Source organism: Nonomuraea sp. K271, assembly GCF_009908215.1.
GTDB lineage: Bacteria > Actinomycetota > Actinomycetes > Streptosporangiales > Streptosporangiaceae > Nonomuraea > Nonomuraea longispora.
On record NZ_JAAAHR010000031.1, the window covers coordinates 24,935 to 41,065 of the forward strand.

12 protein-coding genes are annotated in these 16,131 nt (G+C 69.4%); 6 read left to right on the forward strand and 6 right to left on the reverse strand.

What is annotated here, in order from left to right; all coding sequences use genetic code 11:
* The first annotated feature begins 83 nt into the window (after positions 1-83).
* The 4 genes from GUY59_RS13865 to GUY59_RS13880 all read left to right on the forward strand — a co-directional run bounded on the left by GUY59_RS13865 (position 84) and on the right by GUY59_RS13880 (position 4,195).
* Positions 84-809 carry a GntR family transcriptional regulator gene (locus tag GUY59_RS13865; protein ID WP_132333120.1) on the forward strand — a complete coding sequence of 242 codons (726 nt, stop codon included), beginning with the start codon at positions 84-86 and terminating at the stop codon, positions 807-809.
* Positions 810-840: 31 nt separating this feature from the next.
* Positions 841-2,154, forward strand: coding sequence for a PTS transporter subunit EIIC (locus tag GUY59_RS13870; RefSeq protein ID WP_138202854.1), 1,314 nt, complete (start codon positions 841-843; stop codon positions 2,152-2,154).
* A 122-nt stretch (positions 2,155-2,276) separates the two neighbouring features.
* Positions 2,277-3,536 (forward strand): PTS transporter subunit EIIC, encoded by a 1,260-nt coding sequence (locus tag GUY59_RS13875; protein WP_138202851.1) that lies wholly within the window; start codon positions 2,277-2,279, stop codon positions 3,534-3,536.
* A 206-nt stretch (positions 3,537-3,742) separates the two neighbouring features.
* Positions 3,743-4,195, forward strand: coding sequence for an Rv3235 family protein (locus GUY59_RS13880; protein ID WP_252375052.1), 453 nt, complete (start codon positions 3,743-3,745; stop codon positions 4,193-4,195).
* Positions 4,196-4,295: 100 nt separating this feature from the next.
* On the opposite strand, the gene secA is transcribed toward GUY59_RS13880, so the two are convergent.
* Positions 4,296-7,085 (reverse strand): preprotein translocase subunit SecA, encoded by a 2,790-nt coding sequence (gene secA, locus GUY59_RS13885; RefSeq protein ID WP_138202849.1) that lies wholly within the window; start codon positions 7,083-7,085, stop codon positions 4,296-4,298.
* 223 nt (positions 7,086-7,308) lie between these two features.
* On the opposite strand from secA, the gene GUY59_RS13890 reads away from it, so the two are divergent.
* A complete protein-coding gene (locus GUY59_RS13890) occupies positions 7,309-7,569 on the forward strand; it encodes an HGxxPAAW family protein (protein WP_132333116.1) in 261 nt (86 codons plus the stop codon).
* Between the two features lie 447 nt (positions 7,570-8,016).
* A complete protein-coding gene (locus GUY59_RS13895; protein ID WP_138202847.1) occupies positions 8,017-9,210 on the forward strand; it encodes a winged helix-turn-helix domain-containing protein in 1,194 nt (397 codons plus the stop codon).
* Between the two features lie 534 nt (positions 9,211-9,744).
* Here the strand turns inward: GUY59_RS13895 and GUY59_RS13900 are convergent.
* From GUY59_RS13900 to mtrB, 5 genes are all read right to left on the reverse strand, one after another.
* Entirely contained in the window at positions 9,745-10,443 is a 699-nt protein-coding gene (locus GUY59_RS13900; RefSeq protein ID WP_132333114.1) for a response regulator, read from the reverse strand.
* Positions 10,444-10,615: 172 nt separating this feature from the next.
* A complete protein-coding gene (gene hpf, locus GUY59_RS13905; protein ID WP_132333113.1) occupies positions 10,616-11,284 on the reverse strand; it encodes a ribosome hibernation-promoting factor, HPF/YfiA family in 669 nt (222 codons plus the stop codon).
* Between the two features lie 612 nt (positions 11,285-11,896).
* Positions 11,897-12,595 carry a ComF family protein gene (locus GUY59_RS13910; protein ID WP_161714531.1) on the reverse strand — a complete coding sequence of 233 codons (699 nt, stop codon included), beginning with the start codon at positions 12,593-12,595 and terminating at the stop codon, positions 11,897-11,899.
* Between the two features lie 53 nt (positions 12,596-12,648).
* Positions 12,649-14,385: an LpqB family beta-propeller domain-containing protein gene (locus tag GUY59_RS13915; protein ID WP_138203494.1), complete on the reverse strand. Its 1,737-nt coding sequence runs from the start codon at positions 14,383-14,385 to the stop codon at positions 12,649-12,651.
* Positions 14,372-16,120 carry an MtrAB system histidine kinase MtrB gene (mtrB, locus tag GUY59_RS13920; protein ID WP_138203492.1) on the reverse strand — a complete coding sequence of 583 codons (1,749 nt, stop codon included), beginning with the start codon at positions 16,118-16,120 and terminating at the stop codon, positions 14,372-14,374. The genes GUY59_RS13915 and mtrB overlap by 14 nt, the downstream gene beginning before the upstream one ends.
* Positions 16,121-16,131 lie beyond the last annotated feature (11 nt).

A 16,131-nucleotide genomic window follows, 5' to 3' on the forward strand; every position in this document is an offset into this window, starting at 1 on the left:
GTCTTTCGCGACATGTGGTCTAGTCCGGACTAGACCAGTACGAACCATAGCTCATTGCCCTGGTCAGTTCGAGAGGAGGATCCGTGGCGCACATCGATCCGGACAGCCCGGTGCCCAAGTACTTCCAGCTTCGCGAGATCCTGCTGGACCTCATCGACAGCGACGAACTCAGCATCGGCGCCGCCATTCCCTCCGAGCGCGAGCTCTGTCAGCGCTTCGGCCTGTCCAGAATGACCGTACGGCAGGCGGTCGACCACCTCGTCTCCGAGGGGCGCCTGCACCGCGTCCCCGGCAAGGGCACATTCGTGGCCAGACCCAAGATCGAGCTGGCGCTGCAGCTGACCTCGTTCACCGACGACATGCGGGCCCGCGGCATGATCCCCGGCTCGCGCGACCTCGACAGAAGGATCGTGCGGGCCAGCGCCCACCTGGCCAAGGAGCTGGGCATTCAGCCGGGCGAGGAGGTGCACTTCATCGAGCGCCTGCGCACGGCCGACGGTGAGCCGCTGTCCATCGAGCGGGCGCACATCCCGGTGAAGCTCGCCCCTGGTCTGGCCGACCTCGATTTGTCGGATAAATCACTGTATGAGCTGCTGGAGGGCCGCTACGGTCTCGTCATGGACGCCGGCGAGCTCACCATCGACGGCGGCATCGCCGACCCGAGCGACGCCGACCTGCTGAAGCTGCCGCGCGGCGGCGCCGTACTGCTGCTTCAGCGCAGGTCGTTCGCCGGTGGCGTCTGCGCGGAGCTGGGCGTGTCCACCTACCGTGCCGACCGCTACCAGTTGCGCACCGTACTCGAGCCCTGAGGGCCGGCTCCCACCCCCGGAGGAACGCCCGGTGAACGAGACCACCGCGGCCCGGCCTTCGCCGGGCGCTCGCGTGATGACCGTGCTCCAGCGTCTGGGCCGCTCGCTGATGCTGCCCATCGCCGCGCTCCCCGCGGCGGCCCTGCTGCTCCGCGTCGGCCAGCCCGACATGCTCGGCTCGAACGGCGCCGAACCCGGCGGCCTGGCGGACGTGGCGGGATTTGCCTGGATGGAGCGGGTGGCCGAGGTGCTGGCCGCCGCCGGCGGGGCGCTGCTGGAGAACCTGCCCCTGCTGTTCGCCGTGGGCGTGGCCATCGGCTTCGCCCGCAAGTCCGACGGCAGCACCGCGCTGTCCGCCATGGTCGGCTACCTCGTCTTCGACCGGGTGACGAAGGTGATGTTCTCCGGCTCCGGCATCCGCGACACCGTCGTGATCAAAGAGGTCCAGGACCAGGGCGTCGTCGAGATCATCAACTACGGCATGCAGAATCCCACCCAGGTGCTGGGCGGCATCGTCATGGGCCTGGTCGCCGCCCTGCTCTGGCAGCGGTTCCACCGCATCAAGCTGCCGTCGTGGCTGGCGTTCTTCGGCGGGCGCAGGTTCGTACCGATCGTCACCGCCATCGTGGCACTGCTCATCGGCGTGCTGTTCGGCTGGCTCTGGCCCGTGCTCGGCGAGTGGATCCGGCACGCGGGCGAGGCCCTCACCGCGATCGGCCCGATCGGCACCGGTATCTACGGGCTGATCAACCGCCTGCTCATCCCCCTCGGCCTGCACCACTTCGCCAACTCCGTCGTCTGGCACGTGGTGCCGCAGTGCGACGTGGGCGGCCAGTTGCTGGGCGGCGACTGGAACTGCTATTTCGGCGGCGCCGAGCACTCGGGGCAGTTCATGGCCGGCTTCTTCCCCGTCATGATGTTCGCCCTGCCCGCCGCCGCCCTGGCCATGTGGCGCGCGGCGCCGCCGCACCGGCGGGCCAGCGTGGGCGGCATCATGTTGTCGGCGGCGCTGGCGTCGTTCGTCACCGGCATCACCGAGCCGATCGAGTTCGCCTTCATCTTCGTCGCGCCGCTGCTCCTGGTGGTCCACGCGATCCTTACCGGCCTGGCCATGGCGCTGACCACGCTGATCGGCGGCCAGCTGGGCTTCGGCTTCTCCGCGGGGCTGCTCGACATGCTGCTGAACGCCAGCAAGTCCAACACCGAGAACTTACCCGGCATCCTCGCCCTGGGCGCCGTCTACGGCGTGCTCTACTACGTCGTCTTCACGTTCCTGATCCGCAGGCTCGACATCATGACACCCGGCCGCGAACCAGAGCCGGACGTCGACTCCGGCGAAACCTGATCGCTTCCGGCCAGTCCCGGCCGGTTCCTGGGTGAGGCCCGTCGGCGGTTCCCCGTGATCCGCCGAGGGGTAGTAATCCGGCGACCCCCGCGAGCGAAGCACGATGCGGGGGGACCACCGTCATGAGCGCTGGCTGGTCATCGATGTTCGGCGGACTGCAGCGTGTGGGACGCTCGCTCATGATGCCCATCGCGGTGCTCCCCGCGGCGGGCCTGCTCCTCCGCTTCGGCCAGGACGACCTGCTCGGCACCGACGGACTGGGCGGCGTCCTGCCCTGGCTCCTCCCGGTGGCCAGGGTGCTCGCCGCGGCGGGCGGCGCCCTCTTCGACAACCTGCCGCTGCTGTTCGCCGTGGGCGTGGCCATCGGCTTCGCCCGCAAGTCCGACGGCAGCACCGCGCTCGCCGCCGTCGTCGGCTACCTCGTCTTCGACCGAGTCACCAAGACCCTCTTCTTCGACGCCGGCCAGGGCGCCGTCCACGACAAGGTGACGGTGCTGCTTCGCGACGGCACCCCCGCGCTCGACCTCGGCGCCCAGAACCCGACCGGCGTGCTCGGCGGCATCCTCATCGGCATCACCGCCGCCCTGCTCTGGCAGCGGTTCCACCGCCTCAAACCACCCGCGTGGCTGGCCTTCTTCGGCGGACGCCGCTCCGTGCCCATCATCACCGCGGTCGCCGCGCTCCTCCTCGGCGTGGTCTTCGGCCTGCTGTGGCGGCCGGTCGGCGACTGGCTGGCGCAGGCGGGCGACTGGCTGTCCGCCCACGGCACGGCGGGCACGGGCATCTACGGCGTGGCCAACCGCCTGCTCATCCCCCTCGGCCTGCACCACGTGCTCAACACCATCGTCTGGTTCACCCTGCCGGAGTGCCGGGCGGGCGTGAACGGCGCCACCCGGGACGCGGCCGGGGACCTCAACTGCTACTTCGCCGGCGAGCAGGGCGCCGGCATCTTCATGACCGGGTTCTTCCCCGTCATGATGTTCGGCCTGCTCGGCGCCGCACTGGCCATGTGGCGGACCGCTGACCCCGGCCGCCGCCAGGCCGTCGGCGGCATCATGCTCTCCGCCGGCCTGACCGCCTTCGTCACCGGCATCACCGAGCCCCTGGAGTTCGCCTTCATCTTCGTGGCGCCCATCCTGTTCGCCGTCCACGCGCTCCTGACCGGCCTGTCGATGGCGCTGATGGCCGAGCTGGGGGCACGTCTCGGGTTCACCTTCTCCGGCGGCGCCATCGACCTGCTGCTGAACTCCGGCAAGTCCAACACTCACGAACTGGGGCTGATCGTCGGATTCGGGCTGGTGTACCTGGTGCTCTATTACGTGCTGTTCACCGTACTGATCCGCGCCCTGGACCTCCCCACGCCCGGCCGCGAACCCTCCTGAGTTCAGGACACCCGATGCGTACGCCGCCGCGCGCCCGAAACAGCGCGCAGCCCGCGACGACGGGGATCCAGCTCCGGCCGACCTTCTTCTCACGGCGGGACGAAACGCGACCCCTGCTGGGAGAAGCTGGCGGCCGCTGTATTCCTGGGCCGGGGCCGAAAACTCCTTATGACGTTTGTCTCTCCGCCTGAGCACCTGGAGGATGCGTGTCCGCAGCACCCCACATCGACATCACTTCCACCCCCCAACCGTCCTGCGACGAGCACCGGCGCGGAGCGGGCGGCGCGGCGGCGCAGGTGCACGGAGCCCTGGCCCTGGACTCGCGCCCCCTGGTGTGGGGAGCACCTGGCGCGGCCCCGGACGAGCGTCGGCTACGCCATCTCGGGCAGGCGCTGGCGGAGGTGCTCACCGGCCGCCGCCCGCCCGAGACCCTGGCCGGCCGGCTCACCGAGCGCGCCTACCGGGACCTCGTCAGGGCCGGGCGGATGATCGCGGCCGCCCGCCCGCCGTTCGCCGGCAGGCCACACGTGACCGAACCCAGGGAGGGTGTCCTGGAGATGTGCGTGGTCGTCCACTGCGGCGAGCGCGACCACGTACTCGCCGCCCGCCTGGAACGGCATGGCCACCAGTGGCTCTGCACCGACTTCGAGACCGCCTGACCCGCACCGGAGTCGCGAGACGGCCCCGGCTGAGCGGGCGGGGCCGTACAGAACGAAGACCCCCACCCCGGGAGGGGCGGGGGTTCTTCGGAAGCAACCGTCAGGCGGCGTTCTTCGGGTCGCCGTGGCAGCGCTTGTACTTCTTGCCCGACCCGCACGGGCAGGGCGCGTTGCGCTCCACGTTGCCGTAGGCGGCCCGCTCGGCGGAGCTCGTGCGCACCCGGGTGTGCTCTACCTCGCCCTGCTCGCCGGGCGCCGAGTATTCGAGCTCGGCCGGCCGGTCGGGGCCCCGCAGCCCGCGCGCGATGATGGAGCGGGTCTCCGCCAGCGCCGCGTCCTCCTCCGCCACGATCGGGTTCTCCTGCACCTCGACCTCGAGGTTGAACAGGAAGCCGACGGAGTCCTCCTTGATGCCCTCAAGCATCCCGGAGAACATCTCGTAGCCCTCACGCTGGTATTCGATCTGCGGGTCCTTCTGCGCGTAGGCCCGCATGCCGATGCCCTCGCGCAAATAGTCCATCTCGTAGAGGTGCTCGCGCCACTTGCGGTCGAGCACCGAGAGGATCACGCGGCGCTCGAGGTCGCGCATCGTCTCGGCGCCGAACTCCTCCTCGCGCCTGTCGTAGGCGGCCAGCGCGTCGGCCTTCATGCGCTCGCTGATCAGGTCGGCGGTCAGCTCCTCGCGCGAGCCGGCCTCCTCGATGATGTCTTCGATCGTGACCTGGACCGGGTAGAGCTCGCCGAACGCCTTCCACAACTTCTCGAGGTCCCACTCCTCCGCGAAACCCTCGGCCGTGGCGCCCTGGACGTAGCCGTCGATCACGTCGCCGATGAAGCCGCGCACCTGCTCGTGCAGGTCGGCGCCCTCCAGCACGCGGAGGCGCTCGGCGTAGATGACCTTGCGCTGGCGGTTCATCACCTCGTCGTACTTCAGAACTTCCTTGCGGATCTCGAAGTTCTGCTGCTCGACCTGGTGCTGGGCGGAGGCGATCGCCTTGGAGACGATGCCGGACTCGATCGGCTGGTCGTCGGGGATCTGCAACCTCGTCATGATCATTTCGACTCTGGCCGAGTTGAACAGGCGCATGAGGTCGTCGCCGAGCGACAGGTAGAAGCGCGACTCACCGGGGTCGCCCTGGCGGCCGGACCGGCCGCGCAACTGGTTGTCGATGCGCCGCGACTCGTGCCGCTCGGTGCCGAGGACGTAGAGGCCGCCGAGCTTGGTGACCTCGTCGTGCTCGGCCTTGACCGCCGCCTTGGCCTTCTCCAGCGCCTCGGGGTAGGCCTTCTCGTATTCCTCGGGCGTCTCGACGGGGTCGAGCCCGCGCTGGCGCAGCTCGAGGTCGGCGCGGAACTCGGGGTTGCCGCCGAGCTGGATGTCGGTGCCCCGGCCCGCCATGTTGGTGGCGACGGTGACGGCGCCCTTGCGGCCCGCCTCGGCGATGATCGACGCCTCACGCGCGTGGTTCTTCGCGTTGAGCACCTCGTGCTGAACGCCGCGCCGCTTGAGGGCCTTGGACAGCCGCTCCGACTTCTCCACCGAGGTCGTGCCGACGAGGACCGGCTGCCCGGCCTCGTAGCGCTCCTTGATGTCCTCGACCACCGCGTTGAACTTGGCGTCCTCGGTCTTGTAGACCACGTCGGCCTGGTCCTTGCGGATCATCGGCCGGTTGGTCGGGATCGGGACGACGTTGAGCTTGTAGGTCTTGTTGAACTCGTTGGCCTCGGTGACGGCCGTACCGGTCATGCCGGACAGCTTTTCGTAGAGGCGGAAGTAGTTCTGGAGGGTGACCGTGGCGAGCGTCTGGTTCTCGTCCTTGATCTTCACGCCCTCTTTGGCCTCGATGGCCTGGTGCATGCCCTCGTTGTAGCGGCGGCCGTGCAGGATGCGGCCGGTGAACTCGTCGACGATCAGCACCTCGCCGTCGGCGACGATGTAGTCCTTGTCCTTCTTGAACAGCTCTTTGGCCTTGAGCGCGTTGTTCAGGAAGCCGACGAGATGCGTGTGCTCCGGCTTGTAGAGGTTGTCGATGCCGAGCCAGTCCTCGACCTTCTCGACGCCGGACTCCAGGATGCCGACCGTGCGCTTCTTCTCGTCGACGACGTAGTCGCCGGTGCTCTCCTCGCCGGGGTTTTTCGCCTCGACACCCCTGCGCAGGCGGGGCACGATCTTGGCGAACTCGGTGTACCACTTGCCCGACTGCTCGCCCGGGCCCGAGATGATCAACGGCGTGCGGGCCTCGTCGATCAGGATCGAGTCGACCTCGTCGACGACCGCGTAGAAGTGACCGCGCTGCACGCACTCGTCGAGCGACCAGGCCATGTTGTCGCGCAGGTAGTCGAAGCCGAACTCGTTGTTCGTGCCGTAGGTGATGTCGGCTTCGTACTGCTTGCGACGCTCGTCGGGCTGCTGCCCGGACACGATGCATCCGACCTCGAGGCCGAGGAAGCGGTGGATGCGCCCCATGTTCTCGGCGTCGCGCTTGGCGAGATAGTCGTTGACCGTGATGACATGCACTCCCTGACCGCTCAGCGCGTTGAGATAGGTCGGCAGGGTGCAGGTCAGGGTCTTGCCCTCACCGGTCTTCATCTCGGAGATGTTGCCCATGTGAAGGTTGGCGCCGCCCATGATCTGCACATCGAAGGGCCGCTGGCCGAGCACACGCTTGGCCGCCTCGCGCACGGTCGCGAACGCTTCCGGAAGCAGGTCGTCGAGGCTCTCACCTTCGGCGTGGCGCTTGCGGAACTCGTCCGTCATCGCCTGCAACTCCGCGTCGGACATGGCCGTGAAGTGGTCCTCAATGGAGTTGACCTGGTCTGCGTACCGCTTCAGCTTCCGTAGGATCTTGCCTTCGCCGGCACGTAGGATCTTGTCGAGAATGGCTGCCACTTTATGTAAAGCTCCTCGCAGGTCTACCCCGGCGGCGCCGCCAGGAGGAGAGGCCGAGACAAACTTCCCCGTTGCCATGGTAGGCGGTTCCGCAAGCAGACACAGCCACCGTGCCGACGAGGGCACAAGACCGGTCTGGGAGAATGGGCTCAAGGCAGAGGATATGCCGGTTGAGAGCCGGCTCGCACCAATAGCGCGATAACCGGCAAAGGAAGGATTTGTCATGGTTGAGGGGAAGAAGTCGGAGCAAACGGAGAATCTCGGCAGCCACGGCGGACGCGGGTCATCGTGGCTGGCGGTGACGGTGATGCTGGTGGGCACCGTGGTTGCCGGCTTCGGGCTGACCGCCGGCAACTGGACGCTCGTCTGGATCGGCGCCGGTGTGTTCGTCGTGGGCGGCATCCTCGCTCTCGTCTTCGATATCTTCACCGACGTCGTGATCGACGCTCCGCGCGTGGGCATGCGAGCGGAAGACCACCGCTGACGCAGGCTTCACACGGCGGGCGCCCACCCAACGGGGCGCCCGCCGTTTCCATGTCACCTCCGCCCGGGCGTGTCTCCTCCCCGCCGACCAGCGTGCTCGCCAGGTCCTGCCTGCTCGGGACCTCGACCGGGCAGGGCGTGTCCCATCTCTCCCTCGGGCGCGCTCCCGACGCGACCCCTCCGACTCCACCCAGGCGTGTCGCGCACTCCTGACCGGGTCTCCGGCGTGTCGTGGGCGCCACTCTCGATATGCGGTTCGCCAGGGCACGCCCACGGCATGTCGCTGGGGCTCTGCCCGTCACGTTTGTGCATGGGCGGAAGGCCTCGCCCGGCACGTCCTCGGGCGAGGGCGTGGAGGCTTTCGTCCTCGCCCCGGCGGTCCGCGCGGACGGTTTGTCGGTGGCCGCGGCTAGATTGCTCGCATGCACCGCCGTACGGAAATGCAGACATGACCCCCATACCGGATCTGACTGCCGACGAAGCGCGCCGGATCATCCTGCGGGCCCAGGGCTTGGCCGGCGCCGACGCGCGCAAGGGTGGGGTGCACGCCATGCTGCGCAGGCTCGGCGCCGTGCAGCTCGACACGATCTCGGTCCTCGCGCGCTCCCACGAGCTGGTCGCCTACGCCCGCCTGGGCGCGATCGGCAGGTCCAAGATCGAACGGGCCTACTGGCGCAACCCGGCCCAGAGCTTCGAATACTGGTGCCACGCGGCCTGCATCCTGCCCATCGAGCACTGGCCGCTCTACTCGTTCCGCCGCCGTGCCTACCGCGAGCGGCGCTTCCGCTGGCACGAGGTCCCCGACGACGTGGGCAAGCTGCTGGAGAAGGTACGCGAGTCGGGACCGCTGACGACGTCCGACGTGGGCGGCGCCAAGAACGGCGGCCCGTGGTGGGACTGGTCCGACTCGAAGATCGGCCTGGAGTGGCTGCTCGACATCGGCGAGCTGGTCTGCAGCCGCCGCGTCGGCTGGCGGCGGGTCTACGACCTGGCCGAGCGGGTCGTCCCCGCCGACCTGCTGGGCGAAGACCTGTCCGACGAGGAGTGCATCACGCGCCTGGCCGCCATCGCAGGCCGTTCGCTGGGCGTGGCCAACCGTACCGACCTGATCGATTTCCTGCGGCTCAGGGGCCGCTACGCCGCGATCCTCGACGAGGTGCTGCTCAGCGGGGCCGCGGGGCTCTCACCCGTGACCGTCGCGGGCTGGCCGGGCAAGAAGGGCCGCGCCAACGCCTGGGCCGATCCTGTCTCCCTGGCGTCCGATCCGCGCGGCCGTCACCGCACGACGCTGCTGTCGCCGTTCGACTCGCTCATCTGGCACCGCGGCCGCACCGAGCGCGTCTTCGGGTTCCACTACACGCTGGAGCTCTACGTCCCCAAGCACAAGCGTGTTCACGGCTATTTCACGATGCCGGTGCTGGCCGGCGGCCGGCTGATCGGCCGGGTCGACCCGGCGCGCGAGGGCACCACGCTGGTGGCCAGGCAGCTCAGCCTGGAGCCCGGCCTGTCCTTCGCCAAGTGGGGCGACGCCATGCGCGAGGCGCTGTGGTCGGCGGCCGACTGGGTGGGCTGCGACTCCGTCCGCGTCGAACGCGCCGACCCTCCCGAACTCGCCCCGATCCTGACCACGGTCCCACGGTGAGCTGAGCCTTCATGGCGGGTGGACCGGCCGGGGCCGCAGCGACGACGTCCGCTTGGAAGCCGAGCGAGTCTCGCTACGGGCGGTGGACCGGCCAGGGCCAGGCGACGACGTCCGCCTGAAGGCCGGGGCGGTCTCGCCCGTAGCGAGACCCGCATCGCCCTGCGCCCCGGGCCGAAGCCAACAGTGCTGCGGGGCCCGTCGGGGCCGCGGCGAAAGCGGGCCTGGCTTCCGGCTACGGGCGGGAGCCAGCCTGGCTTCCGGCCAGGGACGGGAGCGGGCCGCACTTCAGGCTGCGGGCGGGAGCAGGCCGAGCGAGCACCGTGACAGAACGGGCGTCGATCCCCGCCGTGGTGGGCCGGGGTGCCCCCGGGCCCGGCTGCCGTCGTGGCGGGCGGGGGTGGTGTGGAGGCGGTCGGGTCGTACGGAGCCCGGGGGCGGCGTCAGCGGGCCGCCGGCGCGGGCAGGGCCCGGCGTACGGCCCGCCCCGTGCGCGTCACCATTGACCGGGGGTGATGGGAGCGCGTGGTCGCCGCGTCAGGTGATCTCGAGCATGCGTTCGCGCACCGCGTAGACCACGGCCTCCATCCGCGAGTGCAGTTGCAGCTTGTCGAGGATGTTGCGCACGTGGTTCTTCACGGTGTTCTCGGAGATGAACAGCTGCTTGGCGATCTCGCGGTTGTTCATGCCCTTGGCCACCAGTCGCAGCACCTCCATCTCCCGGTCGGTGAGCCGGGGAACGGGGAGCTGGGGCGGGCGCTCGGCCTCCTTGCGGCTCATGTTCGCGAACTCGCTGATGAGCTTGGCCGCCATCGCCGGGTTGATTAACGACTGGCCTTCGTGGACGCCGCGCACGGCGGCCGGGACGTCGTTGATCTGGACGTCCTTCAGCAGGTAGCCGGTGGCTCCCGCCTTGATGGCCTCGAAGAGGTCTTCTTCCTCGTCACTCACCGTCAGCATGATGATGCGGGTGCTCGGGACGGAGGCCTTGATGCCCTTCGCCGCCTCGATGCCGTCCTGCCGCGGCATGCGCACGTCCATGAGGGCGACGTCGGGCATGAGGCGATCGGCCAGTTCGACCGCCTCCTGCCCGTCGCTCGCTTCACCGACCACCTCGATGTCAGGCTCAGCGGCCAGCGCCAGCGCCAGGCTGCGTCTGATCAGCTCGTGGTCGTCCACGATCAGCACGCGGATCGGCTCGCTCTCGGACGCGCGGACCTCGTCGGACTGGGTCACGAAGCCTCCTTGGGCAGCCTCGCGACCGTGTGTTCCTCGCTTCGCTCGCTCATCTGAACCTGACTGAGCTCGCTCACGTCTCCTCCTCGTCGGGGGGCCAGAGCCGTTGAACCGCCATGATGGCACGGGTGCCGCGGTTCTCGGGTGGTCGAGAAGATCTTTCAGCGCGCTGTCAGGGCTCTACGAGCCGCAGCACACCATAGTTGTAACCGCGTCTGTTGTAGACGACACACGGCTGGCCGCTCTCTTTGTCGCGGAACAGGTAGAAATCGTGTCCGACCAGTTCCATCTCGAGGAGGGCCTGGTCGATGGTCATGGGCTCCGCCCTGTGGAACTTCTCCCGTACGATGAGCGGGCCGTCGCCGTCCATCTCGATCGGGACGATGTCGTCGTAGAGCCGGTCGTTCTTCTCCTGCTCGTCCTCGTCGGGCTCCTGGGCCTGCTGGGGGACGGAGGGCTTGGTGACCGGGGGAAGCCCGGTGGCGTCAGGGAGCGTCGCGGTGATCTTCGCGACCGAGGGCGGGCAGTGGTTGCCGTGGTGGACCTTGCGCCGGTCGGCCAGCCGCCTGAGGCGGCCTTCCAGCTTGTCGAGCGCCAGGTCGAGGGCTGCGAACCGGTCGTCGGCCGACGCTTCAGCGCGGATGGCCGGCCCCTTCGAGTGAATGGTGAGCTCGACGCGCTCTCGTCGGTCGGCGATGCGCGGGTTGCGTTCCTTCGACACCTCCACGTCGACTCGGATGATGTTGTTGTCCAGACGTTCGATCCTGGCCAGCTTGGATGTCACGTGGTCTCGGAACCGGTCACTCACTCCTGTGTGCCGGCCCTTGACGATGATGTCCATGCAACAGCCCCCCTTCGTCTAACGACTGAGCAAGAGCGCCCGACGACGTGCGTGCCGGGCGGGGTCTTCTGTCTGCCTTTCTGCCACCGTTACCCTCTTCCAACTGGGCGTCACCGGGAGCTCGGAGGGCACCCGTCCGGCCGACCTGGTCTTCGACCCCACATTCGCCTGCTGAGGGTCTCGCAGCTCAGTCGCCACTACTGCCCTTCTCTTCTGGCGAGGGACATCTGGCCCCCCGGGAAGGCAGGACTTACCCCTAAGCCGCACCGTGATCGGTCGACAAAGAGTCGCCTTACGTGGACCGTTTTGCCTGCGGCTGGCATCGGCTAGCAGAGCCGGGAACACCGGCCCTGCGCAACCACGGACCCGAACGGGTGCCATGTCAGAACGCTATCCGCATCCAGGGAGAATGTCAGCCGAAGGGCCCGCCAAACGATCACTTTCCGTGATTTACGACGGGATGGAAAGCGCATTCCGCCACCCGCCCCCGCGGGTCGGCACCCCTTACGGGCACGAACGTCCTGACTCCTGAGCTGGGCCGGCACGCCGCTCGGGGAAGGAACATCTAACCTTCTGGTTAGAGCGGCGAATTGGATCTTTCTTTACCGACCGTCACCGTAACGACTTCCAAGATCTTCGGCGTGTCGCGGCGACGGTGACCGCCAGCGGGCTCTGCACGCCGGCCGCCCGCAGCGCCCTGGCCGCTTCGGCGAGGGTCGCCCCGGTGGTCACGATGTCGTCCACGAGCAGCGCAACGGGCGCTGGAGGGCCTCCGGCGGACGAGGCGGCCCGGAGTGACCCGCTGAGGTTGGCGGCCCTCTCAGCGGAGCTCAGGCCCGCCTGGTCGGCGACGCCGCGCGCCTGGACCAGCCCCGGCCACACGCGCGCCGGGACGCCGTACGCCCGCAGGTCGCGCGCGACCAGCACGGCCAGCCGCCCCACCGGATCGTGGCCCCTGCCGCGCACGCTCCGCCGCGCGCTGGGCACGGCGACCACCGCGACCGGGCCGCGCGCCCACGGCGCCGGCGTGCGCCCGATCGCCGTCACGGCGGTGAAGGCCGCAGCCTGCGCCAGCACCCCGGCCAGCGCCACCGCGCCCCGCTCTTTGTAGGCCACCACCGCCCTCCTGACCGCTCCGGAGTAGGGCGCCGCCGACCAGCAGTCGGGCAGGCCTGGCGGGGCCGGGTCGGGCCTGCGCCTGGCGGGCGAGGCGGTCAGCCCGGAGACGCAGCCCGCGCAGAGGCGCGCCCCCTTGACGCCGCAACCCGCGCAGGCGCCGGGGAGGACCAGATCGAGCACGGCGGTCAGCACGCCGCCAGCATGCCGCCCGCCACCGACGGTTTCCGGCGTGGTACGGAATGGGGTCAGCCCAGGGGAAAGATGGGGCTGCCGGCGTTGGACTCGACCTTCGGCACCCAGGTCTGGCGGTCCTGGTTCAGCTCGACGATCTTCGTCTCCTTGTCGGTCCGCACCTCTCCCAGCACCCGGTCGTCCAGAGCCGCGAGCGAGGCCAGCCGATCCTTCAACGGCACCCCGACCGTCTCGCCGTCCCCCACGTTGATCTCGTTGAGTATCTGCCCTGCCTTGCTCTCGATCAGGACCAGCAGGTGCTCGTCGTCGCTCCACGTGACGTCGACGATCTCGTCGCCCACCTCGGTCGTGGCCAGGCTCCTGAAGTTCCCGAGCACGAGCCCCTTCGAGGTCGGCGTGAGAGCGCCGATCTGCACGGTGTTCCTGCCCATGGTGACGAACACGCGCACTCCGTCCCTCGCGATGCGCAGGCGGGTGACGTCGAGGCCGGCCAGTTTGGGCGCGGAGATTCGCTCGGGCTCCCGGCCGCTCGACGGGTCGTACCGCAGCAGGACGCCGTTCTTGTTGTCGTACGTCCACAGGGACCCGTCGCGGTGGAACGTCGGCGGCGTGAGCTCCGTGCCGGGGATGACCTCCTGCCAGCGCCCCTCCTGGGCGAGTTTCGCCATGGAGACGCCGGTTGAGGTCTTGGCGGCGATGAGGGCGGTGTCCTCCTTCGACAGGGCGAAGTCGGTGTAGCCCGCGCGCTGCTCGCCCGCCGCACCGGGCACGGCGCCCGCGGGGCCTTCCCTGCCCATGAAGTGCACGGCGCCGTCGTCGACGAAGTAGGCGGTGTCGCCCCCGTCGTCCAGCCAGGGATCGTCGGGATCGGGCCGGTCGACGGCGTACGTCTCGCCGTCGACCTGGATCTCGATCGTGCGCCCCTTGGCGACGTCGTTGTCGGCGAAGCTGTGCCTGATCTGCGCCCTGATCGCGGCCTCCGCGCTCAGGTCGCCCAGGTCGAACGGGCCGGAGAGGTTGACCAGCACCCGTTCCTCGTTCCACCGGATGGACTCGATCTCCGTGCCCTCGGGGAAGCTCGTGGTCACCGCGCCGCGAAGGGTCGTGGTGGGCTCCTTGAGCAGGCGTTCGAGAATGGTCCTGGCGAAGCTCTCCGTCGGCCTCATCCGCAGGCGTACGCGGTCGACGACCAGCCGGTCCGGCATGTCGGCGTTGAGGTAGTAGAGGTTGGCGGGGCGGTACGCGCGCACCACGTCGGAGTTGGTGAGCAGCAGCCCGGCGGGCAGCTTGTTGACGAGATAGCCGCCCTGCGGGGTCTTGACGAGCTCGAACGTTCCGCCGCCCCACGGGCCGGCCGTGGGGGCGTAGGCGTCGTCGGTCCCGATGCCGGCGACCCACTGAGCCTTGAGCGTGACCTGCAGCACGGTCTCGGTGCCGTCGCGCGGCGTGGGATAGGTGATCTCGAAGGCGTCCTCGATCACCTTCACCGGCCCGGCGGGGCTCCACTTGGCCCGCGCCTCAGGGGTCAGGTACTGCGGCAGGATCGACGGGTCGTCCGCGTACGCGGCCATGGCGGCCTGCAGGCCCTTGATGGTGTCCTCAGGCCCCCAGTTCGGCTGGGGCGGGATGGCGATCATGCGCTGGAACGGCTTGTTCAGCGGGTCGCCGCCGGTGCCGTCGTCGCCCACCGTGTACGGCCCCGTCACGGGGATCACGGTGCAGCCGGCGCCGGCGAGGACCATGGCGAGGACGATCGCGATCGCGGCGCCGAGCCGGCTAGTCCTCGTCATGACCGGCTCCGTCCGCGGAGGCGGGCAGCAGGACGGGCGTCATGGCGCCGCGCCACGTACGCCGCATCTCGATCTCCGGCGGCACCAGCGACAACGGCGAGCCCTTCAGATCGGCGCCGGCCGACCTCGGCAGCGTCAGCCTGAACTGCGAGCCTTCGCCCGGCTGCCCCCAGGCCTGGAGCCAGCCGCCGTGCAGCGTGGCGTCCTCGCGGGAGATCGCGAGACCGAGCCCCGTGCCGCCGATGGTGCGCGCCCGCGAGGGGTCGGCCCGCCAGAACCGGTCGAACACGAGCGTGTCCTCGCCGCCCTTCAGGCCGATCCCGTGGTCGCGTACGGCGATGGCCACGGCGTCCCTGTCGGCGCCCACGGTGACCACGACGTCCCTGCCCTCGCCGTGCTCGATCGCGTTGAACAGGAGGTTGCGCAGGATGCGCTCGACCCTGCGGTTGTCGATCTCGGCCATGCACGGCTCGTTGGGCAGCCGCAGCTCGAAGCGGGTGGAGTGGCGCTCGGCCAGCGCCTCGGAGTCGCCGATGGCCCGCAGTACCACGTCGCGCACGTCCACCGAGTCGAGGTCGAGCGTGGCGGCCCCGGCGTCGTAGCGGCTGATCTCCAGCAGGTCTGCCAGCATCGCCTCGAACCGCTCCAGCTGCGCCTGCATGAGCTCGGCGGAGCGGGAGGCCATCGGGTCGAAGTCCTCGCGGGCGTCGTACAGCAGGTCGGCGGCCATGCGCACGGTGGTCAGCGGGGTGCGCAGCTCGTGGGAGACGTCGGAGACGAACTGCCGCTGGACCTGCGAGAGTTCCTCCAGCTGGTGGATCTTCAGCGCCAGGTTGGCGGCCATCTCGTTGAACGAGTTCGCCAGGCGGGCGAGGTCGTCCTCACCGCGCACCTTGAGGCGTTCGTCCAGCTTGCCGGCGGCCAGGCGTTCGGCGGCCTGGCGGGCGAGGCGTACGGGGGAGACGACCTGGCGGGCGACCAGGTAGGCGATCGCGGCGAGCAGCAGCACGAGGCCGAGGCCCACCACGACGATGGCGAGCCTGACGTTGGTGAGCAGCTCCTCTTCCTCGGTGAAGGGGAAGAAGTGGTAGACCTCGTAGTTCTGTCCGGTGGCGGGCACGTGCACGACGCCGCCGACCACGAAGGTGAGCCGGGGCTGGCTCTCGCCGGGGAACTTGATCTCATGGACGTTGCCGACGGGCTTGCTGTATTCGCGGTTGCGCAAGTAGCGGAGCAGGTGCGCCCGGAGGTTCGGGGGCACGCTGCCCCGTACGACGCTGCCGGACGCCCGTGACTGGCCCGGGGTGGTCTGGTTGAGGATCAGCACGTCGTAGCGCTTCCTGGAGCCGTCCTCGCCCGACCCGGTGACGGTGTCCATGACCTCGTCCAGCGGGTTGACCGAGCCGGTCTTGGAGCTGTCGGCGGTCTTGGTCTGCTCGTCGGTGTCGGGGGCGAGCGCGTCGGCGATCTGCAGGCGGTCGGCGAACGCCTCGCTGATGGAGGACTGCTGGCTGCTGTCGACCACCGACTTGTTGATCTGGCCGAACAGGAACGTGCCGAGCACCACCACCACGATCACGGAGATGACGAGCGTGCTGGTGACGACCTGGAGCTGCAGCGAGCGCCGCCATATGCTGCGCGCCCTGCCCGCCGCACGACGGACCCGCCGGCGAACTCCGCCGAGGATCTGGCGGAGCGTACGCCTGCGTGTTCTCGTCTTTCTGGTCGGGGGCATGGCAGGGCTGG